This window comes from Yinghuangia sp. ASG 101, assembly GCF_021165735.1.
In the GTDB taxonomy this organism is placed as follows: Bacteria; Actinomycetota; Actinomycetes; order Streptomycetales; family Streptomycetaceae; genus Yinghuangia.
This window is the reverse complement of the sequence record NZ_CP088911.1, coordinates 8,111,988-8,129,004: the sequence shown is the minus strand read 5'-3', so window position 1 is coordinate 8,129,004 and position 17,017 is coordinate 8,111,988. Positions and strand designations below refer to the sequence as shown.

The 17,017-nt window shown below is 73.5% G+C and carries 18 protein-coding genes; 6 read left to right on the top strand and 12 right to left on the bottom strand.

Annotated features, from left to right (window positions below; all coding sequences use genetic code 11):
- Positions 1-179: 179 nt before the first annotated feature.
- Both LO772_RS34810 and LO772_RS34805 read left to right on the top strand, forming a co-directional pair.
- Positions 180-881 carry a DUF1275 family protein gene (locus LO772_RS34810; protein WP_231776032.1) on the top strand — a complete coding sequence of 234 codons (702 nt, stop codon included), beginning with the start codon at positions 180-182 and terminating at the stop codon, positions 879-881.
- A gap of 132 nt (positions 882-1,013) precedes the next feature.
- Positions 1,014-1,883 (top strand): SAM-dependent methyltransferase, encoded by an 870-nt coding sequence (locus LO772_RS34805; protein WP_269453137.1) that lies wholly within the window; start codon positions 1,014-1,016, stop codon positions 1,881-1,883.
- Positions 1,884-2,052: 169 nt separating this feature from the next.
- On the opposite strand, the gene LO772_RS34800 is transcribed toward LO772_RS34805, so the two are convergent.
- The 5 genes from LO772_RS34800 to LO772_RS34780 all read right to left on the bottom strand — a co-directional run bounded on the left by LO772_RS34800 (position 2,053) and on the right by LO772_RS34780 (position 6,405).
- Positions 2,053-2,283 (bottom strand): ferredoxin, encoded by a 231-nt coding sequence (locus LO772_RS34800; protein WP_231776031.1) that lies wholly within the window; start codon positions 2,281-2,283, stop codon positions 2,053-2,055.
- A gap of 17 nt (positions 2,284-2,300) precedes the next feature.
- Complete coding sequence (locus tag LO772_RS34795) at positions 2,301-3,494, bottom strand: cytochrome P450 (RefSeq protein WP_231776030.1); 1,194 nt, start codon at positions 3,492-3,494, stop codon at positions 2,301-2,303.
- Between the two features lie 459 nt (positions 3,495-3,953).
- Entirely contained in the window at positions 3,954-4,820 is an 867-nt protein-coding gene (locus tag LO772_RS34790; protein ID WP_231776029.1) for an SDR family NAD(P)-dependent oxidoreductase, read from the bottom strand.
- An 81-nt stretch (positions 4,821-4,901) separates the two neighbouring features.
- Positions 4,902-6,005 carry a hypothetical protein gene (locus LO772_RS34785; RefSeq protein WP_231776028.1) on the bottom strand — a complete coding sequence of 368 codons (1,104 nt, stop codon included), beginning with the start codon at positions 6,003-6,005 and terminating at the stop codon, positions 4,902-4,904.
- Positions 6,006-6,120: 115 nt separating this feature from the next.
- A complete protein-coding gene (locus LO772_RS34780; protein WP_231776027.1) occupies positions 6,121-6,405 on the bottom strand; it encodes a hypothetical protein in 285 nt (94 codons plus the stop codon).
- 461 nt (positions 6,406-6,866) lie between these two features.
- Here LO772_RS34780 and LO772_RS34775 point away from each other — a divergent pair, with 461 nt between their 5' ends.
- A complete protein-coding gene (locus LO772_RS34775) occupies positions 6,867-7,445 on the top strand; it encodes a dihydrofolate reductase family protein (RefSeq protein ID WP_231776026.1) in 579 nt (192 codons plus the stop codon).
- Positions 7,446-7,461: 16 nt separating this feature from the next.
- On the opposite strand, the gene LO772_RS34770 is transcribed toward LO772_RS34775, so the two are convergent.
- Both LO772_RS34770 and LO772_RS34765 read right to left on the bottom strand, forming a co-directional pair.
- Positions 7,462-8,490, bottom strand: a complete 1,029-nt coding sequence (locus tag LO772_RS34770) for a Gfo/Idh/MocA family protein (RefSeq protein WP_269453136.1) — start codon at positions 8,488-8,490, stop codon at positions 7,462-7,464.
- Positions 8,487-9,098 carry a TetR/AcrR family transcriptional regulator gene (locus tag LO772_RS34765; RefSeq protein WP_231776025.1) on the bottom strand — a complete coding sequence of 204 codons (612 nt, stop codon included), beginning with the start codon at positions 9,096-9,098 and terminating at the stop codon, positions 8,487-8,489. Before LO772_RS34765 ends, LO772_RS34770 begins: the two co-directional genes overlap by 4 nt.
- A gap of 178 nt (positions 9,099-9,276) precedes the next feature.
- On the opposite strand from LO772_RS34765, the gene LO772_RS34760 reads away from it, so the two are divergent.
- Together LO772_RS34760 and LO772_RS34755 are read left to right on the top strand one after the other, a co-directional pair.
- The gene (locus LO772_RS34760) at positions 9,277-10,104 is read left to right on the top strand and encodes an alpha/beta fold hydrolase (RefSeq protein ID WP_231776024.1); all 828 of its coding nucleotides are present in this window, start codon (positions 9,277-9,279) and stop codon (positions 10,102-10,104) included.
- A gap of 194 nt (positions 10,105-10,298) precedes the next feature.
- Complete coding sequence (locus tag LO772_RS34755) at positions 10,299-11,021, top strand: hypothetical protein (protein ID WP_231776023.1); 723 nt, start codon at positions 10,299-10,301, stop codon at positions 11,019-11,021.
- A gap of 3 nt (positions 11,022-11,024) precedes the next feature.
- On the opposite strand, the gene LO772_RS34750 is transcribed toward LO772_RS34755, so the two are convergent.
- The 3 genes from LO772_RS34750 to LO772_RS34740 all read right to left on the bottom strand — a co-directional run bounded on the left by LO772_RS34750 (position 11,025) and on the right by LO772_RS34740 (position 14,219).
- On the bottom strand, positions 11,025-11,360 hold the full coding sequence (locus tag LO772_RS34750) for a YnfA family protein (protein WP_231776022.1): 336 nt from the start codon (positions 11,358-11,360) through the stop codon (positions 11,025-11,027).
- A gap of 64 nt (positions 11,361-11,424) precedes the next feature.
- Entirely contained in the window at positions 11,425-12,504 is a 1,080-nt protein-coding gene (locus tag LO772_RS34745; protein ID WP_231776021.1) for an ABC transporter substrate-binding protein, read from the bottom strand.
- 260 nt (positions 12,505-12,764) lie between these two features.
- Positions 12,765-14,219 (bottom strand): MFS transporter, encoded by a 1,455-nt coding sequence (locus tag LO772_RS34740; protein ID WP_231776020.1) that lies wholly within the window; start codon positions 14,217-14,219, stop codon positions 12,765-12,767.
- 190 nt (positions 14,220-14,409) lie between these two features.
- Here LO772_RS34740 and LO772_RS34735 point away from each other — a divergent pair, with 190 nt between their 5' ends.
- The gene (locus tag LO772_RS34735; RefSeq protein WP_231776019.1) at positions 14,410-14,916 is read left to right on the top strand and encodes a MarR family winged helix-turn-helix transcriptional regulator; all 507 of its coding nucleotides are present in this window, start codon (positions 14,410-14,412) and stop codon (positions 14,914-14,916) included.
- A gap of 249 nt (positions 14,917-15,165) precedes the next feature.
- On the opposite strand, the gene LO772_RS34730 is transcribed toward LO772_RS34735, so the two are convergent.
- Together LO772_RS34730 and LO772_RS34725 are read right to left on the bottom strand one after the other, a co-directional pair.
- The gene (locus tag LO772_RS34730; protein WP_231776018.1) at positions 15,166-16,146 is read right to left on the bottom strand and encodes a DUF4232 domain-containing protein; all 981 of its coding nucleotides are present in this window, start codon (positions 16,144-16,146) and stop codon (positions 15,166-15,168) included.
- The gene (locus LO772_RS34725; protein ID WP_231776017.1) at positions 16,133-16,750 is read right to left on the bottom strand and encodes a SigE family RNA polymerase sigma factor; all 618 of its coding nucleotides are present in this window, start codon (positions 16,748-16,750) and stop codon (positions 16,133-16,135) included. The genes LO772_RS34730 and LO772_RS34725 overlap by 14 nt, the downstream gene beginning before the upstream one ends.
- Between the last annotated feature and the right edge of the window lie 267 nt (positions 16,751-17,017).

Sequence of the window (17,017 nt, the reverse complement as noted above, 5' to 3'; positions counted from 1 at the left end):
GGCGAACGCCTCGCAACACCGGCGCCGCGGGCGGCGCCGGGACCCGCGCCGGAATCGAGCGTGTCGCTCCTTGGCAACGCTAGTCGAGATGCCCGGTCGCGTCGTCCCGAGCCGCGTCGGGCTCGTCGCCGCGGCAGAAGAGGCCTTATGTCATGGATTGCGCGTTATGCTCCGTCGCTGTGAGTGACGCCCAGCCGCCACCCGGCACCGCGCCCGCCGCGCGCTCCCCCGCCGGCCCCCGACCGTCCCAGCACGTGGCGGTGGTGCTCCTGGTCGCGGCGTCCGGGGCGGTCGAGACCGTCTCCTTCGTCGCGTTGGGGCACGTGTTCGCGGGGGTGATGACCAGCAACTTCGCACTGCTGGGCATCGCCATCGGGCGCGGCCGGGAGACCGGGGTGACCGCGGCGCTGCTGGCGCTGGCCGGTTTCGCGCTGGGAACCGCGGCGACGGCCCTGGCCACCCGCCGGTGTTCCGGCACCGAGCCGCGGTGGCCTCGCTCGGTGCGGCTGTGCCTCGGCGGGGAGGCGGTCCTCCTGGCCGCCGGGGCGGCCGTCTGGGCGGCCCTCGGCGGGAGCCCCGGCGGTTCCGCCCGCGATGCCCTCCAGTTCGGCGCGGCCGTGGCGATGGGCGTCCAGTCGGCGGCGATGGTGGCGGCCGGGAGGACAGCCGCGCCGACCACGTACCTGACCGGGACGCTGGCCGCGTACATCGTCCGGGGTGTGGGGACGGCGCGTCCCGACCTGTGGGTGCCCGCCCGGTTCGCGGCGCTGATCGCGGGGTCGGCGGTCTGCATGGCCGTCCTGCGCACCGCGCCGGAGTGGGCCGGCGTCCTGCCCGTCGCGCTGCTCGGGTGTGGTCTCGCGGTGGGGTCCCGGCGCTGAATCCGCGAATTCCGGCGGCGTCCCCACGGGAATTCGCGAACTCGCCCTGTTCCGGTCCGAAAAGCCCGGAACGCGTGGACCCCGCGCCGGACCTGCGGCGATAAGCTGGGACACCATTGGCCAGAGTGGCTGATGTGCCGTCAACTATGTTCGGGGGTACGGGTGTCCGACCAGCACGCCGACGATCCCACAGCGGGATGGGTGCCTCGGGGAATCGACGTGTCGGTTCCGAGCGTCGCCAGGATGTACGACTACTACCTCGGTGGCAAGGACAACTTCCAGTCCGACCGTGAGGCTTCGGATCAACTGGCCGCCGCCGCGCCGGGTACGCAGGCGCTGGCCATCAACAACCGCCGCTATCTCCAGCGGGCCGTGCGCGTCCTGGCCCGGGACTACGGCGTGAAGCAGTTTCTCGACCACGGCTCCGGCCTGCCGACGCAGGACAACGTCCACCAGATCGCGCAGTCCGTGCACCCCGAGGCGCGGGTCGTCTACATCGACAACGACCCGATCGTGCTCGCCCACGGCCGCGCGCTGCTCGCGGACAACGCCACCACCACGGTGATCACCGCCGACATGCGCGACACCGACGGTGTGATGGGCAACCCGGACGTGACGCGGCTGATCGACTTCGACCAGCCGGTCGCGGCGCTGTTCGTCTCGGTGCTGCACTGCATCCCGGACACCGACGACCCCGGCGGGCTGCTGCGCCGCGTCGTGGAGCGGCTGGCCCCGGGGAGCTTCGTGGTGGTGTCCCACCTGGTGGCCGAGGACGACGAGGTGCGCGAGCGCCTGAGCGACTTCATGCTCACCGCGACGGGGGGCAACTGGGGCCGCGTGCGTACCGCGAAGGAGGTGGCCGCCTTCATCACGGAGGCGGGCCTCGAACCGCTCGAACCCGGGCTCGGCGAGGCGTCGGCGTGGCGTCCGGACGGCGTCGACGCGGCGGTCCAGGAGACCACGGAGTGGATCGAGTTCGGCGGGGTCGCCCGCAAGCCCTGACGGGCACGCCGGGCACCGTCGCGCGCGCGACGGTGCCCGAGAGACGCCGCGGGGGCGCGGCGACGGTCTTCCCGTCGCCGCGCCCCCGCGTTCTGCCCGCCGGGGAGGCGGGCATGGGGGCCGCGGGTCGCGTCTCCCGGCCAGGAACGCGACAGCTGCGCGGCATGGCCTACTGCGGCGGGAAGACCCGCTCCCCGGTGGCCGCGTCGTCGAGGAGGATCGCCTCGACGGGGCAGGACTCCGCGGCGTCCCTGAGGGTCTGGGTCGCCGGCAGCACCTCGGCGGTGGCGCGCCCCTGGCCGCGCTCGTCCAGGTCGAACTCGCCGGGTGCGGTGGCGGCGCACAGGCCGGTGCGTACGCACACCCGCTGGTCGACGCTGGCTTTCCACTGGTCGGTCATGAACAGGCCCTTCCGGCTCAGCGGATGACGAGCGGCAGGGTCTTCCAGCCGCGCACGGTGGAGGTCTGGGCCAACTCGGAGTTGTCCCAGTCCACTTCCCACGTCGGGAAGAGGTTCAGGATCTCCTCGGCGGCGACCCGGCCCTCGAGCCGGGCGAGTGCCGCGCCGAGGCAGTAGTGGGCTCCGACGCCGAAGCTCATGTGCTGGGTGACGCGGTGGATGTCGAACCGGTCCGGGTCCGGGAAGCGCTCGGGGTCGCGGTTGGCGGCGGCCTGGATGAACAGGATCGCGCTGCCGGCCGGGACGGTCCTGCCGTGCAGTTCGACGTCCTTGGCGACGTACCGCGCGGTGAACGGGCCGGTCGGCTCGTACCGCAGGATCTCCTCGATGGCGTTCGGGATCAGCGACCGGTCGGCCACCAGCTCGGCGCGCTGCTCGGGGTGGCGGGCCATCGTGGCGCCGAACCAGCCGATGAGGCGGCCGGTGGTCTCGTTGCCGGCACCGGCGACGACCGTGCAGTACGTGATGACCTCGTCGTCGGTCAGTGTGCGCTTGACGCCGTTCTCGTCGGTGAACTCGGCGGTCATCAGCTCGGTCATCAGGTCGTCCGAGGGGTGCGTCTTGCGCCACTCGACGTAGTCGCGGAACTCCTCGGTGGAGAGGTTGTTCTCCTGGGCCCGCATCTTCGGGTCGCGGTTGCCCTCGGTGCTCAGCGCGGCGTCCGTGCGGTCGCGGAAGATCTCCTGGTCGGCCTCGGGGATGCCGAGCAGCATGCCGATCACGCGCATCGGCATCTCGGCGCTCAGCGTCTCGATGAGGTCGAAGCGGTCGGCCCCGGTCACCGGCTCCAGCGCGCGCTTGCAGTACGCCCGGGCCTTCGGCTCCAGCTCGGCGATGCGGCGCGGGGTGAAGATGCGGGCGAGCAGGCGGCGGTGGATGTCGTGGACGGGCGGGTCCTCGAAGATCAGCGATCCCGGCGGGAACTCGATGCCGGCCTGGATGAGTTCGAGGATGTCGCCGCGCGAGGACGAGTAGGTCTGCCAGTCGCCGAGGCCCTTTTGGACGTCGCTGTGCCGGCTCACCGCGTAGAAGTCGTACTTCTCGTTGTAGTAGAGCGGCGCCTCTTCGCGCAGCCGCTTGTAGATGGGGTACGGGTCCTGCACCAGCGCGTGGTCGTACGGGTCCCAATACACGGCGTCGGCAGTAGTCACCGACAACACCTCCTCTAGTGCGCGATCGTCCGGCCGGTCGGCCGAACTGCCGTACGCACGCGGTTGTTTGCCTGAGGGCCGGGGCCGTGCGGGGCTCGGTCGCCCGGGTGGTGCCCGTCGTGCGGCCCCGGCCGGACCACCGACGCGGTGGCACCGCCGAGGCCTGATTGAACAATTGTTTACATAGGGTCGGGGGGCCGTCAAGGACAAGATGGGGGGCGGCGGCGCGGATTGATTGAACCTTTGTTCAATGTAGCGAACGAGAAGGCCCCGCCGCCGCATCGGGCGGCGTCGCGACCCGGCGCGGCCCGCGCGCGTCGGACCCGCCCGGAGACCGGGCATCGACACCGCGCTTGCGGCCGGAGTCCTGAGACCGGCGAGCATTGGCCTGTTATTAGTGTGATGATCAGTCTTTGCCGAGGACGCATCGGCTCAGGACGAGGCACGCGACGCCCGTGGTCAGGCGCCGTCAACGGGCCGCTTCACCGTGCGGCGTCCCGTCGTGCCCTCGGTGAAGCCGGTGTAGCGGCGGGTTCGGCCGCGGGGGTCCGAGGTCTCGGTCATGCGCGGGCCCCAGGCCAGCATGCCGCCGTCCGCGCGGACGGCCGCCCCCGTCAGGAAGGTGCTGTCCGGACCGACCAGATACAGCACGAGGCCGGCGATGTCCTCCGCGCGGCCCAACTCCGGCCAGGGCTGGAAGGTCGGCAGGCGGGCCTCGATCGCGGCGGCGTCGCGGCCCATCACGAAGGGGGTGTCGACCAGGCCCGGGCACACCGCGTTGACGCGGATGCGGTGCTCGGCCAGCTCGACCGCCGCGTTGGCCGTGAAGTTGACGACCGCGGCCTTCGCCGCGGAGTACGCGGTCGGGCCGCCGCCTCCGCCCAGGCCCGCGACCGAGGCGTTGTTGACGATCACTCCGCCGTCGCCCCGCGCGATCATCGCGCGGGCGGCATGCTTCGTCCCGAGGAACATCCCGCGGCTGATCACCGCGAACGTCCGGTCCCAGTCGGCCGCGTCGATCTCGACCAGGGGACCGAAGGCACCACCGACCCCGGCGTTGTTGAACAGGATGTCGGGCCCGCCGAACCCGTCCGTCGCGGCGGCGACCAGAGCCGCGACGGAGGTCTCGTCGGTGACGTCCGTCGGGACGAACCGCAGCCGGTCCGGATCGGCGGTCTCCTCCACCAGCCGCGCGGCGTTGGCCTCGTGCAGGTCGCCGAAGACGACGCGGGCGCCCTCCGCGAGAAAGCGCCGCACGGTCGCCCGGCCGATCCCGCTCGCACCGCCGGTCACCACGGCCACCCGGCCGCGCAGCAGGTCGGACACGACCACCACTCCCCTCGTGCGCACGCCGGACGGCACGTGCCTGCTTGTCTCGCCGCGGCTCACGTCGCCGCGCGGTCTCGCTCAGCGGCCCCGGTGGTCCGTCCTCCCTGGCGTACGGGGGTGCGGCATGCTGTGCACCGGCGGCGCGGGCCGCTGCTCGACGCTCGCGGCCACCGTCTTGGCGGCGGACCGGTAGGCGCGCACCAGGGCGTCTTCCGCCGCGTAGTCGAACCGGTCGGTGAACGACGGGCTGCCGGCCGGGTCGATCCCGGGGTGGTCGGCGTACCAGGCGACGAGTGCGGCGAGCGCGTCGCGCGGGTCGACGGCCGGGGTGTAGCCGAGTTCGCGCCGGGCCTTCGCGGTGTCGACCACGACGTGGGTCGCGGTGGTGCCCGCCAGCGGCAGCAGCGCGGTGGTGGCCTCGACCGCGATCTCCCGGGGCAGACCGACCAGTTCGAGGTCGGCGCCCATGAGCCGGGCGACGGCCGCGGCCCACTCGGACAGCGACCAGCTCGTGGCCTCGCCCGCGTTGTAGACCTGCCCGGCGGACGGCTCCGGCGCGTCCAGCACCGCCGACACGAACGCCGCCGCGTTGGCGGCGGCGCAGCGGGTGTGGAGCTGACCGCCGCCGTCGGGGAGGATCATGAACGGGCGTTTGTCGCGCACCCGTTTGACCACCGACCACTCGGCGGGCCGGGCGTTGTTCGGCCCGAACAGCATCGGGAAGCGCAGCACCGTCGCCCGCGGGTGGTGGGTGAAGACGGCGGCCTCGGCCTCGGCGAGGCGCCGGGAGAACGCCGTGGCCCCGGTCGCGGCGTCCCGGACGACCGGATGGTCCTCGGTGACCGGGACCGGGAGCGCGCGTTGCCCGGGGGTCGGGAAGAAGCCCTGGTAGACGGGCACTCCGCCGACGGCGACGAACCGGCCGCAGCGCCCGGCGAGGGCCGGTGCGAGGTGGCGCAGCCGCCCGTACATCGCCACCACGACGTCGAACGTCCGCGCGCCGAGGGCGTCGTCGATGGACTCGCGGAAGTGCGGGTCGCCGTGGATGTGTGCGACGTCGGCCGATTCCGGCGGCTCGTGCACGCCCCGGTGGAAGATCGTGACGTCGTCGCCGCGCCCGAGGAGCCCGCGCACGACGTACGGCCCGGTCGGCCCGGTGCCGCCGACCACCAGCACCTTCACGCCGCGCCTCCTGTGCCGCCGTCGGGACATCGCAGCGCCCCGCGGAACGCGGCGGCACGGCCGCGTCCGCCCCGGGGCCTTGGTAAGTGTACGCTCACTTACTGGCTCGGGACAATCACCGGTCGCCGCGCGCACTCCCGCGGACGGTTCCCGGAGGGCCGACGCGGTCCCGGCCGCGGCGACGACCGGACGCCGGTGCCCCGCGCGGGAACGTCCGCGCGACGGCGCAGCGACAGCAGGAACTCCGAGCCGTTGTTCGGGCACGCGACAGCACGATCCGGCGGACCGGGGCGAGTTCGCGGGCCCGTGCGGCGCGCACCATCATCGCGAGGTAGCGCTGCACGATGAGCCCGCCCTGGCTGTGCCCCACCAGCATCGTGGGCTCCCCCGGCGGGACCATGGTGCCGCAGGTACACGTCGAGCGAACTGGCCAGGTCCTCGACCTCGGCGATGCGGCGCGCCGGGCTCAGCCGCAGCTTGGGGGGACGCGTACTCGAAGCGGTGCACGCGCACGACCGGCGCGGTCTCCGGGTCCTGTTCGATGAGCCCGACGAACGGCTCCCAGGTCTCCCCCGAGGAGAACAGTCCGTGGACGAACACCACATGCACCGGCCCCGCCACCGCCACCGACCGCCCCCCGTGTCCGAAATCCCGCGCGCCCCGCGGCGCCAAGACTGACACGTACCCCACCGGCTCTCGGCCGACGCGTGGCCGTGCCGTGCCCTGCCCGCGGGCCGCACGCGCCGGCGTCGGCTTGTGGCGGGATCGTTTCGGGAACCCGGTCGCCCTGCGGCGATGAGTTTCGCCGCTGGCTCGGGTCTGCAGGTACGGACCCGGACGACCGTTTTCGAGGAGATCACCATGACCGCCACCTACACCTTCGACGTCTTCTCCAGCCTGGACGGCTTCGGCGCGGCCTGCGGCGACTGGACGGGGTACTGGGGCAAACAGGGGCCCGAGCTGCTGGACCACCGTCTGGCCCAGTACTCCGCGGAGCAGCGGATGGTCTTCGGCGCCAACACGTACCGGGAGTTCGTCGGCATGGTGGCCGACGCCTCCGAAGGGGACGACGTGTTCGACCCGTGGGTGACCCGGATGCGGCACCTGCCGGCGACCGTGGTGTCGACGACGTTGCGGGGTCCGCTGGACTGGCCCGACGCGACGGTCGCGAGCGGCGACGCCGTCGATGTCGTGGCGCGGCTGAAGGAGGAGTCCGACGTGCCGCTGCGCTCGCACGGCAGCCTGGCGATGAACCGGGCCCTGATGGCCGCCGGCCTGGTCGACCGCCTCCAGGTGACGCTGTTTCCGGTGATCACCGGCCGCAACGGCCTGGCCCCGATCTTCCGGGGCGCGGCCGACTTCGACCTCGAACTCCTGGACCAGCGGACCCTCGACGGCCGGATCCAGGAGCTGGTCTACCGGCCCACTCCACACGCCTGAGGCGCCACGCGCGGGCTCAGCGGTACAGCGCGGGGCGGTCGGCCAGGTCGACCGCGACGCGGCGGCCTTCGCGGCGGGAGCGCACGCCCGCGTCGCACACCGCCGTGGCGGCGTAGCCGTCCCAGGTGGTCGGGCCGGTGGTGCGGCCGGTGCGGGCGGCGTCGACCCAGGCCTGGAGTTCGCGGTCGTAGGCGTCGGCGAAGCGTTCGAGGTAGTCGGGAGTGATGCGGCCTCCCCAGCGGCCCGCGGTGCTGACGCGCGGGCCGGGTTCGTCGCCGACGCGGGCGGCCCCCCGTTCGCCGACGACCTCGGCCTGGACCTGGTAGCCGAAGCCGCAGTGGCCGAAGATCTCAACGTCGGCGAGCGCGCCCGACTCGGTTTCGAGGAGTACGAACTGCGGGTCGTCCAGGCCTTCGGGGGCGAGCGCGGACGGGCGGGGCCGCAGGACGGTGACCGCGGTGACCTCCTCGTCGAGGAGCCAGCGGGTGACGTCGACCTCGTGCGCGACGGAGTCGGTGATGAGCATGTCCCCGGTGAACCACGGGGGTTGGGCGGCGTTGCGGTGGCGGTGGTGCAGCATCAGCGGCCTGCCGAGGTCGCCGGTGTCGAGGAGCCGTCTGAGCCGGGCGTATTCGGGGTCGTAGCGCCGCATGAAGCCGACCTGGACGCGGCGGTGGCCGAGCCGCAGTTCCGCCTCCACGACGCGGAGCGCGGACACCGGGTCGGGGGTGAGCGGCTTCTCGCACAGCACGGGCAGGTCGCGGGCGAGGGCGCCGAGGACGGCCTCCTCGTGGGCCGGGCCGGGCGAGGCGATGAGGACGGCGTCGACGTCGCGTGCCGCCATGGCCGCCGCGGGCTCGGTGTAGGCGGTGCAGCCGTCCAGGCCGTCCGCGAACTCCTTGGCGCGTTCGGCCTCGGTGTCGACGACGGCGGTCACCCGCGCGCCGCTCACGACGTCCCGGAGCCTGCGCGCGTGGTCGGCCCCCATGGTGCCGACGCCGATGACAGCGACGCCGAGGACGCTCCGGCTCGTCGGGGCGCTCACGTGCGGGCCTCCGCGTCGGCGTCCGCGGCGTACCCGCACAGGCGTACGAACGTCTCCAGGGCGGGGACGGGGTCGGTCGACGGGTCGATCAGCCACTGCCGCAGCAGTCCGTCGATGGCCGCGAGCAGCAGCCTGGCCATGTGGTCGGCGGACGCGTCGCCGCGCACCGTTCCCCTGTCCTGGTCGGCCTTCAGGGTGCGGGCGACGTCGGCGCTCATGCGCCGGTAGCGCTCGATGAAGAACAGGTGGCCGGGGTGGGCGGGGTCGGCGGCGGCAGTGGCCATGGTGGCGACGAGCTTCACGAGTCCGGGCTGTGCCATGCCGCGCCGGATCGTGTCGCCCGCGGACTCGATCGGGTCGCGGGCCTCCCCGGCCGGCTTCGCGCCGAGGGTGTCGCGTCGTTCGACGACGGCCAGCAGCAGTTCGTCGCGCGACGGGAAGTAGTACATCAGCGACGGGAGTTTGACGCCGACGCGGTCGGCGATCTCCTGGAGCAGCGCCCCGCCGTCCCCGTGCTCCGCGAACACCTCGAGCGCGGCGTCCAAAATGTGTTCGCGCCGCTCGATGCTCTTCCGGTACGGGCCGCGCCGCCCTCTCGCCTCGGTCACCCGTCCGAGCTTAGTGCGGCGGCCGGGGGGCGGCGGCTTCGTACCGTCGCACACCGCGTGGACCTGCGGCTTCGCCTCCCGGGCGCGGCCTCGGGCGGGACGTCGCGCCCGCACGGGCGACCGGTGGTTTCGGTACGTTCCCCCTGCGCTGCCGCGTGACCGAGACGAAGGAGACCACATGCCCGCAATTTCCGCCAATGGAGCGACGATCTTCTACACCGACACGGGGACGCCTCCCGGCGAACCGGACGCTCGCACCGTCGTGTTCGGCCACGGCTTACTCTTCAGCGGCTGGATGTTCCATCCGCAGATCGACGCGCTGCGCGACCGCTACCGCTGCGTCGCGCTGGACTGGAGGGGGCACGGCGAGAGCCCGCCGACCGCGTCCGGCTACGACATGGACACCCTGACCGCCGACGCCGTCGCCGTGATCGACCACCTCGGGGTCGCGCCCGTGCACTACGTCGGGCTGTCGATGGGCGGCTTCGTCGGCCAGCGCATCGCCGCCCGGCAGGGCAAACTGCTGCACTCGCTCACGCTGCTCGACACCAGCGCCGACGCCGAGGACCCCGCCAAGGTCCGCGAGTACCGGCTGCTGGCCAACATCTACCGGTTCACCGGGCTGCGGCCGGTGCGGCGCAAGGCGATGGCCTCGATGTTCGGCCCGGCGTTCCTGGCCTCGCCGGCCGCCGGTCCGCTGATCGACGCGTGGATCCACCGCCTGCGGCGCTGCGACCGGGCGGGAATCCGCAAGGCCGTCCTCGGTGTCGCCGACCGCGCGGCCGTCCGCGACGAACTCGCCGGTGTCACGGTGCCGACCCTGGTCGCGGTCGGCGCGGACGACGCGGCCACGCCCCCCGCGCACGCGGAGCGCATCGCCGCCGCGATCGAGGGCGCGCGCCTGACGGTGCTGCCGGACTCGGGGCACTCCAGCACGCTCGAACAACCCGCCGTGGTCAGTGCGTTGATCCGCGACTTCCTGGTCGCGGTCGACGAGCGGACGTGAGGGTGCGCGGGTAGGCGCTCCCCGGCGAACCGACGTACGGACATGGGCGGTTCGCGGCCGGCCCCGGGGGAACCCGAGTCACCCTGGGGCCGGCCCGCCTCCCGCACCCCTGTGCCCCACACGGTCCGGCGTCACGCGGGGAGGCCGTGCGGGCGGGGGCTTCGGGGGACGCGCATACTGGGGGCGAACCGCGCGTGGTGTTCGACGGGTTCGGCCGCGCGCTGCCGGGCCGCCGCGGCGGCGCCGAGACCGGGAGGGGAAGCGTGGACCTGATCGCGCGGTTCCAAGGGCTGTGCGACGCCGTGCTGTTCGCGGTCGAGTGCAGCGAGGACGACGATCGGCTCGGCGCGTTGGACTCCGTGCTCAAGCCGTGGGTCCGGGCGCAGATCGCGTCGCACGAGGGCAGCATGTCGTGGTGCGACAACAACCAGGACGTCGCGCTGGCCGTGCGCGCCGTGCTGGCGATCGCGCCGCAATACGCGGATCTGCGCCGCGAGTTGTTCTCCGACCGGCACCACGTCGGGCGTCCGGAGGCCCCCTGGCGCAAGGTCGGGCCGACGCTGGCGGTGCGCTCGCCGTTGCGCGTGTGGCGCCGGCGACCGCAGTACGCGCTGGTCGCGCTCGCCCCGGACCTCCAGGTCCCCGAGGCGCGGACATGGGAGTTCCGGGTCTTCACGGCCGTCGACGAAGGGGCCGGCACCAAGCAGGTGACCACCACCCACCGGGTGATGACGTTCCGAACCGAGAAGCACTGGGACGTCACCGTCCAGGTGTCCCCCGACTTCGAGGAACAGCGGGAGCTGTACGAGGAGTTGGGCTACGCCTTCACCGCACTGGGCGTCAGCGCGCGCCTCGCGGGCATCTACGACCCGGACGGCGGCCGGTCCACGCCGCCCGCCGAACGCCCGCCGTCCTGACCGTCAGCCGCCCCGGGGGGCGTACATGATCAGGCCGACGCCGCCCAGGCAGACCAGTGCGCCGATGACGTCGAACCGGTCGGGGCGGTAACCGTCCAGCGCCATCCCCCACGCCAGCGATCCGGCGACGAAGACGCCGCCGTACGCGGCGAGGATGCGGCCGAACTCGGCGTCGGGCTGGAGCGTCGCGACGAACCCGTAGGCACCGAGCGCGAGGATGCCGGCGCCGATCCACAGCCATCCGCGGTGGTCGCGGACCCCCTGCCACACCAGCCAGGCACCCCCGATCTCGGCGAGGGCGGCGAGGAGGAACAGGGCGATGGAGCGTACGACGGTCACGGGCGGAGCGTACCCGGGCGCGCGGAACCGCTTCCGCACCGGACTCCGCCCGGCCCCGGAGGCCTCAGCGCACGCCGGCGGGCTGCCCGACCTGGACGGACCGCCCGCCGTCCCAGCGCCGCAGGACCAGGTAGCGCCCGTGCAGAGCCCCGCGGTCGTGGTGGCCGAAGCCGAGCAGCGTGCCTTCGTGGCCTTCGGCGGCCGGAAGCCATTTCACCTGCTCCAGGCCCGCGCGCACGCCGGCCCGCGTCAGCTCCGGCGCCCGGGCCAGGCCCTCCGCGACCAGCCTGCCGAGGTCGTGGCCTTTGGCGGCGCCGTACGCGCGCTCGGTCGGCAGGTCGAGGCGGGCCCGCAGCGCGAGCAGGGTCGTGTTCTCGTCGGCGTGCATGTCGACGTACACCCATCCGTCGACCGCCTTCGCGAAGTCGGGGCGGTAGCCGCGCAGGCCCGCCGTGTTCATGGCCCTCGGCCCGGTGAACCCGGCCTCGGTCGCGGCGGTCGCCACGGCGGGCGCCGATTCGCCGAGTCCGAGGTACACGAGCGCGTCGGCACCGGCGTCCAGGACGCGGGCCACCTCGTCGGCGGCGTCGACCGCCAGCGGGCCGACCGACGCCGACAGTCCGAGCCCGAGCCCGAGGATGTCCGCCTCGTCGCGCAGGAACCGGACGTAGCGGTGCCCCATCGGCGACCGGTCGTGGACGACGCCGACGCGGCGCACGCCGACGTCGGCCAGGTACCGGGCGAGCACCAGCGCCTCGTCCTCGTGGGAGCCGACCTGGAGGTGGAACATGTACGCGCCGCGCGCCTTCTCGGTCCCCGCCCAGTTGATCGCCGGGACCCGCCGCGCCTCCACCAGGGGCGTCACGACGAGGGCGCTGTCCCCGATCGCGGGCCCGACGACGAGCAGGACGTCCTCGTCGTCCACCAGTCGCCCGAACGCGCGTTCGACCGCCGCGGCCGTCCCCGACGGCAGGCCCCGCCCGAACCCGTGGACGAACTCCACTTCCCGGTCGATCCGCCCCGAACCGACCACGTCGTCGACCGCGAGCCGCAGCCAATACCCGATATCGGTCACACTCGGCGGCCCGTCGGACAGGTCGTCCAGAATCCCGACCCGAATGGGCGCGGCGGCTGTACGCGACATCAAGACCCCTCTTCTCGGCAGGCACGACAACGTACGCGGTGTCCCGTCACACGGCGGATCCGGTGCCGGGCGGACCTCGCGACCATGAAACCCCGTCCCGTCGGCGGCCCCGGCCGGACCCCGGCCACCGGCGTGGGGATGCCGTCGTGGAGGCGGGTCCGCGTGTGACGCGGCGGCACCGGAGCGCCTTCGCCCGCGGGGGCCGGGCGGTCTCGGCGAGGCCGGAGGGAGCCGCGGCTTCGTCCCGCCCGTGCGACGGGTCAGCGGGCCGGGGCCGGCGACGGAGTGGCGGCCTGGTCGACGGGGGTCGCGGGGGCCTTGCGGGGGCGGGCGGAGGGGATGGTGGCCGCCACGGCCGCCGCGAGGAGGGCCACGCCGCAGCCGATGAGCATGCCGGTCCTGAAGCCGCCCTCCGAGGGGATGTGGCGTCCGCCGAAGTCCGTGCTCAGTTGCGCCAGGACGACGCCGACCACGGCCGACGACACCGAGGAACCGACCGAGCGCATCAGGGTGTTGAAACCGTTGGCCGACGCGGTCTCGGTGCGCGGCACGGCGCCCATGATCAGGGCGGGGATCGCGCCGTAGGCCAGGGCGACGCCGATGTTGCAGACGCACGTGACGATCACCAGCGTCCAGGGGGACCCCAGCAGCACCGTGGAGGAACCGTACGCGAGCGCGATGACCAGGCTGCCGGTCACCAGCGTGGTCTTGGGGCCGCGCGCGGCGGACAGGCGGGCGCCGAGCGGCGAGAAGAGCATCATCATCAGGCCGGCCGGGGCCATCCACAGCCCCATGTGCAGCATCGACTGGCCCAGACCGTATCCCGTCTCCCGGGGGAGTTGCAGGAGCTGCGGCACGATGAGCCCCTGGGCGTACATGGCGAAGCCGATGGCCAGCGACACCCCGTTGGTCAGCAGCACCGTGCGCCCCGCCGCCACGCGCAGGTCGACGAGCGGGTCGGTGGTACGCAACTCCCAGCGCCCCCAGGCGAAGAGCAGCACCGCGGCGGCGCCCAGCAGGCCCAGTGTCACGCCGCTGCCCCAGCCCCAGTCCGCGCCCTTCGAGACGCCCAGCAGGAGGCAGACCAGTGCGGCGCTGAGGCCGATCGCGCCGACATGGTCGAACCGGCCCTCGGGACGACCGGGCGTGACCGGGATCTTGAGCCAGATCAGCGCGGCGACCACCGCGTTCATGGCCGCGGCACCCCAGAACAGCACGTGCCGGTCGGCGTGTTCGGCCACCGTGGCGGCGATCGGAAGACCGAGCGCGGTGCCGATGCCGAGGGACGAACTGATCAACGCGACGGCGGAGCCGAGGCGTTCGGGCGGGAGCACGTCGCGCAGCAGACTCATGCCCAGCGGGATGAGGCTCGTGCCGACCCCTTGCAGCGCGCGGCCGACGAGCATCGGCGGAAGGGAGTTCGCGAGCGCGCAGATGACCGAGCCGGCGAAGAGCGGCCCCGAGCAGATGAGCATCATGCGGCGCTTGCCGTACAGGTCGCCGAGGCGTCCGGACACGGGGGTGACGACCGCGGCGGTGAGCACCGTGGCGGTCACCAGCCAGGACGCATTCGCCGGGGTGGTGTGCAGCAGTTGCGGGAACAGGCCGAGGAACGGGATGACCAGGGTCTGCATGGCCGCCGCGACGATGCCGGCCAGGGCCAGCACGGCCACCATTCCCCGTGTGCGGTCCCGGGGACCGGCGGCGTTCTCCATGGTGTGCTCCGTTTCCCACCCTGACGATCCATGCTACGTACAGCGATATGTGCCGTACACATCTGATGCATGATACATACATGTCGATGGGAGGGGGCGGCGGGCCGTGGAAAGCGCTCCCTCCCGCACCGCCCCCCGGGGCCGCATCGCCCCTGCGCACCCCGCGAATTCGGCATGGCAGACTGCCCGCATGCCCGCTGACGCGATCTCGATCCTCGAGTACGAATCCATGATTTTCGGCCGCCATCTCGCGGGCTTCCCGGGGCGCAGCCGGCGTCGCGGCGGCGTGCTGGACCAGAGCGCGTACACGCTCCTCAGCCTCCTCCAGGCGGGCGGGCCGACGAGCGTCGCGGAGCTGGCGGCCATGACGGGGCTCGACGCCTCGACCCTGACCCGCCAGACCGCGGCGCTCCAGCGCTCGGGTCTCGCGGACCGGATCCCGGATCCCGACGGCGGCAAGGCCCGCAAGTTCCGCGTCACGGACGAAGGCGCGCGCCTCGTGGACGAGGAACGCCGCGCGTCCCGCACGGCCCTGGACACCCTCACCGCCGACTGGCCGGAAAACGACCGCGCGATGCTGGGCGCGCTGCTCGCGCGGCTCAACATGGCGATCGAGGCGCACTCGGGGCGCAGCGCGTGGCCTCGGGGCAAGCGCGGGAGTGACGGTGGGACGGAGAGCGGGACCGAGGCGGGCTGACTCTCTTCCTGCCGCGGATGAAGGGGGCGAGGCAGGCCGACCCTCGGCCTGCCGGGGGACGGACAGCGGTATCCGGTCGGATGCGGGTCTCGAAAAACCCTCCTGCGCCGAGCACCTGACACAGGCGACGGGGGCCGGGAACCGGCGGGGGCACGCGTCGGCGCGGCGGAGGGGCCGTGACGCCCTCGTGGCGGGCGGCGCCGCCGGGCCCGGTCGGTCCGGCGGCGCCGTGGGGTGTCCGCCGGGCGGTCACCGCGCGTACAGGTACGTGTTGAGCTGGGCGAGGTCGGTGTTCCAGAAGTACGTCCCGGGGTACGGGCCGACGTCCAGCGCGCCGCCGAGCCCCGACGGGATCGCCACGTCGATCGGGTTGCCCGCGTGCCCCTGGTTGCCCCGGTCGCGCAGGTTGACGGCGAACGACGTGACCTGGTCGACCTGTTCGCCGGGCTTGAAGAGGAGCAGCCCCGAGTACGCCTTCTTTCCGGGCGCGATCGTCGCGACCGCCGCCGGTGACTCCATCGGGACGACGTCGCGTGAGCCGTCGCCGAGGACGATGTCCGGAGAGAAGTAGAGCGTGCACGTCGTGCTGCCGGTGTTGGTGGCCGTCAGGAGGATGTGCCGACCCGAGTCGTTGGGTGACGTCGACGCGCTGATCGCGATGTTCTTGTCGGTGCAGGCCGTGGCGCCGTTCGTCGCGTCGCCCGAGGAGCTGCCCGAACTTGCGCCCGGTGCGGGCGCGTTGCCCCGGGTGCCGCCGGTGCCCTGGGGCGTCGTGGCGGAGGTGGTCGGCGTCCCGGGCGCTGTCGTGGTGGCGCCCGGCCCGGCCGTGCTCATGCCGTCGGGGAAGCCGGTGCCGGGCGCCGCCTCCGTCCCGGGTGGGGGCGGGGCCGTCGCGGTGCCGGGCGGTGCCGGCGCGGGTGTCGCCGGGTTCTCGGTCGGCGCGGCGGTCGTCGTCGGGGGCGCGAGCGGCAGGGGGTCCGCCGACCCGCCGGGAGCACCGCCGCCCGCGAACGCGACCGCGGTCACCACCGCACCGGCGGTCACCGCGGAGGCCGCGCACACCGCCCACGCGGTGCGGCGGCGCCGAATGCCCCGGCGGCGCGCGTCGATGCCCGCGATGTCCGGTGCCGCGACCGGGACTTCGCCGGCGTGTGCGGTGAGCCGGGCGCGCAGCCAGTCCTCCGCCTCGGTGCCGACGTCGCCGTGGGTGCGGGGGTCAGGCCCGTCCATGCTGCTTCTCCTTCCTGTCCTGGTGCCGGACCTCGGCGTGCCGGGTGTCCGTGGGCCGGGCGTCGTCGTGCCCCGCGGGCGACGGGGCGGGCGCTCCGTCCGAGGGGTCGGCGTCGGCGAGGGCCGGGTCGGCGCGGAGCTTGGCCAGGCCGCGCGCCGCCTGGCTCTTGACCGTCCCGACCGAACACCCCATGACCAGCGCGACCTCCGTCTCCGGCAGGTCCTCCCAGTAGCGCAGGACGACCGCGGCGCGTTGGCGGGGCGGGAGTCTCAGCAGGGCCGTGCGCAGGGCGCCGCGCTCGTCGATCCGCCGCGTCGGATCGTCCGGCACGGGTACGTCCGGGGTCTTGGCGCCGAACAGCAGCGCCGGCCGTTTGCGGCGGAAGCGGTTGTTGTTGCAGTTGACGAGGATCCGGCGCACGTACGCGTCCGGCCGTTCGCTCGCCTGGATCCGCCGCCACGCGGCCCCGGCACGTGCCAACGCGGTCTGCGCCAGGTCCTCGGCCTCGGCGTGGTCGCCGGTCATCAGGTACGCGGTCCGCACCAGCCGTGGCCACTGCGATCGGACGAACTCATGAAACGCGGCTGCGTCATCAGGTCCCAACTCGCACCTCCCTACCCTTCCGAACCCCGCCCCACCGTCCGGGCGTTGCACGGCACGGAAAGGTTTCCCGGGCCGGTGCCGGGTGTCCGCGGACGCGGCGAGTCGCCGCCGGAGCGGCGACGGCACGAACGCGAGGAGCCCGGGGGGCGGGAGTTCGGGTTTCGGGGTGGGGTCGGCGGCGCCACAAACGTTTCCGCATGAACACCGTGAGCTATGGTGATCACGGCGCCACCACGCCCGGTTCCCCATGACGGAGGAGCAACGGCG

Coding starts and splice junctions, on each gene's coding strand:
- LO772_RS34805 (WP_269453137.1), top strand. CDS start 1,014: ATGTGCCGTCAACTATGTTCGGGGGTACGGGTGTCCGACCAGCACGCC.
- LO772_RS34800 (WP_231776031.1), bottom strand. CDS start 2,283: ATGACCGACCAGTGGAAAGCCAGCGTCGACCAGCGGGTGTGCGTACGC.
- LO772_RS34780 (WP_231776027.1), bottom strand. CDS start 6,405: ATGGTCCCGCCGGGGGAGCCCACGATGCTGGTGGGGCACAGCCAGGGC.
- LO772_RS34775 (WP_231776026.1), top strand. CDS start 6,867: ATGACCGCCACCTACACCTTCGACGTCTTCTCCAGCCTGGACGGCTTC.
- LO772_RS34760 (WP_231776024.1), top strand. CDS start 9,277: ATGCCCGCAATTTCCGCCAATGGAGCGACGATCTTCTACACCGACACG.
- LO772_RS34745 (WP_231776021.1), bottom strand. CDS start 12,504: ATGTCGCGTACAGCCGCCGCGCCCATTCGGGTCGGGATTCTGGACGAC.
- LO772_RS34740 (WP_231776020.1), bottom strand. CDS start 14,219: ATGGAGAACGCCGCCGGTCCCCGGGACCGCACACGGGGAATGGTGGCC.
- LO772_RS34735 (WP_231776019.1), top strand. CDS start 14,410: ATGCCCGCTGACGCGATCTCGATCCTCGAGTACGAATCCATGATTTTC.
- LO772_RS34730 (WP_231776018.1), bottom strand. CDS start 16,146: ATGGACGGGCCTGACCCCCGCACCCACGGCGACGTCGGCACCGAGGCG.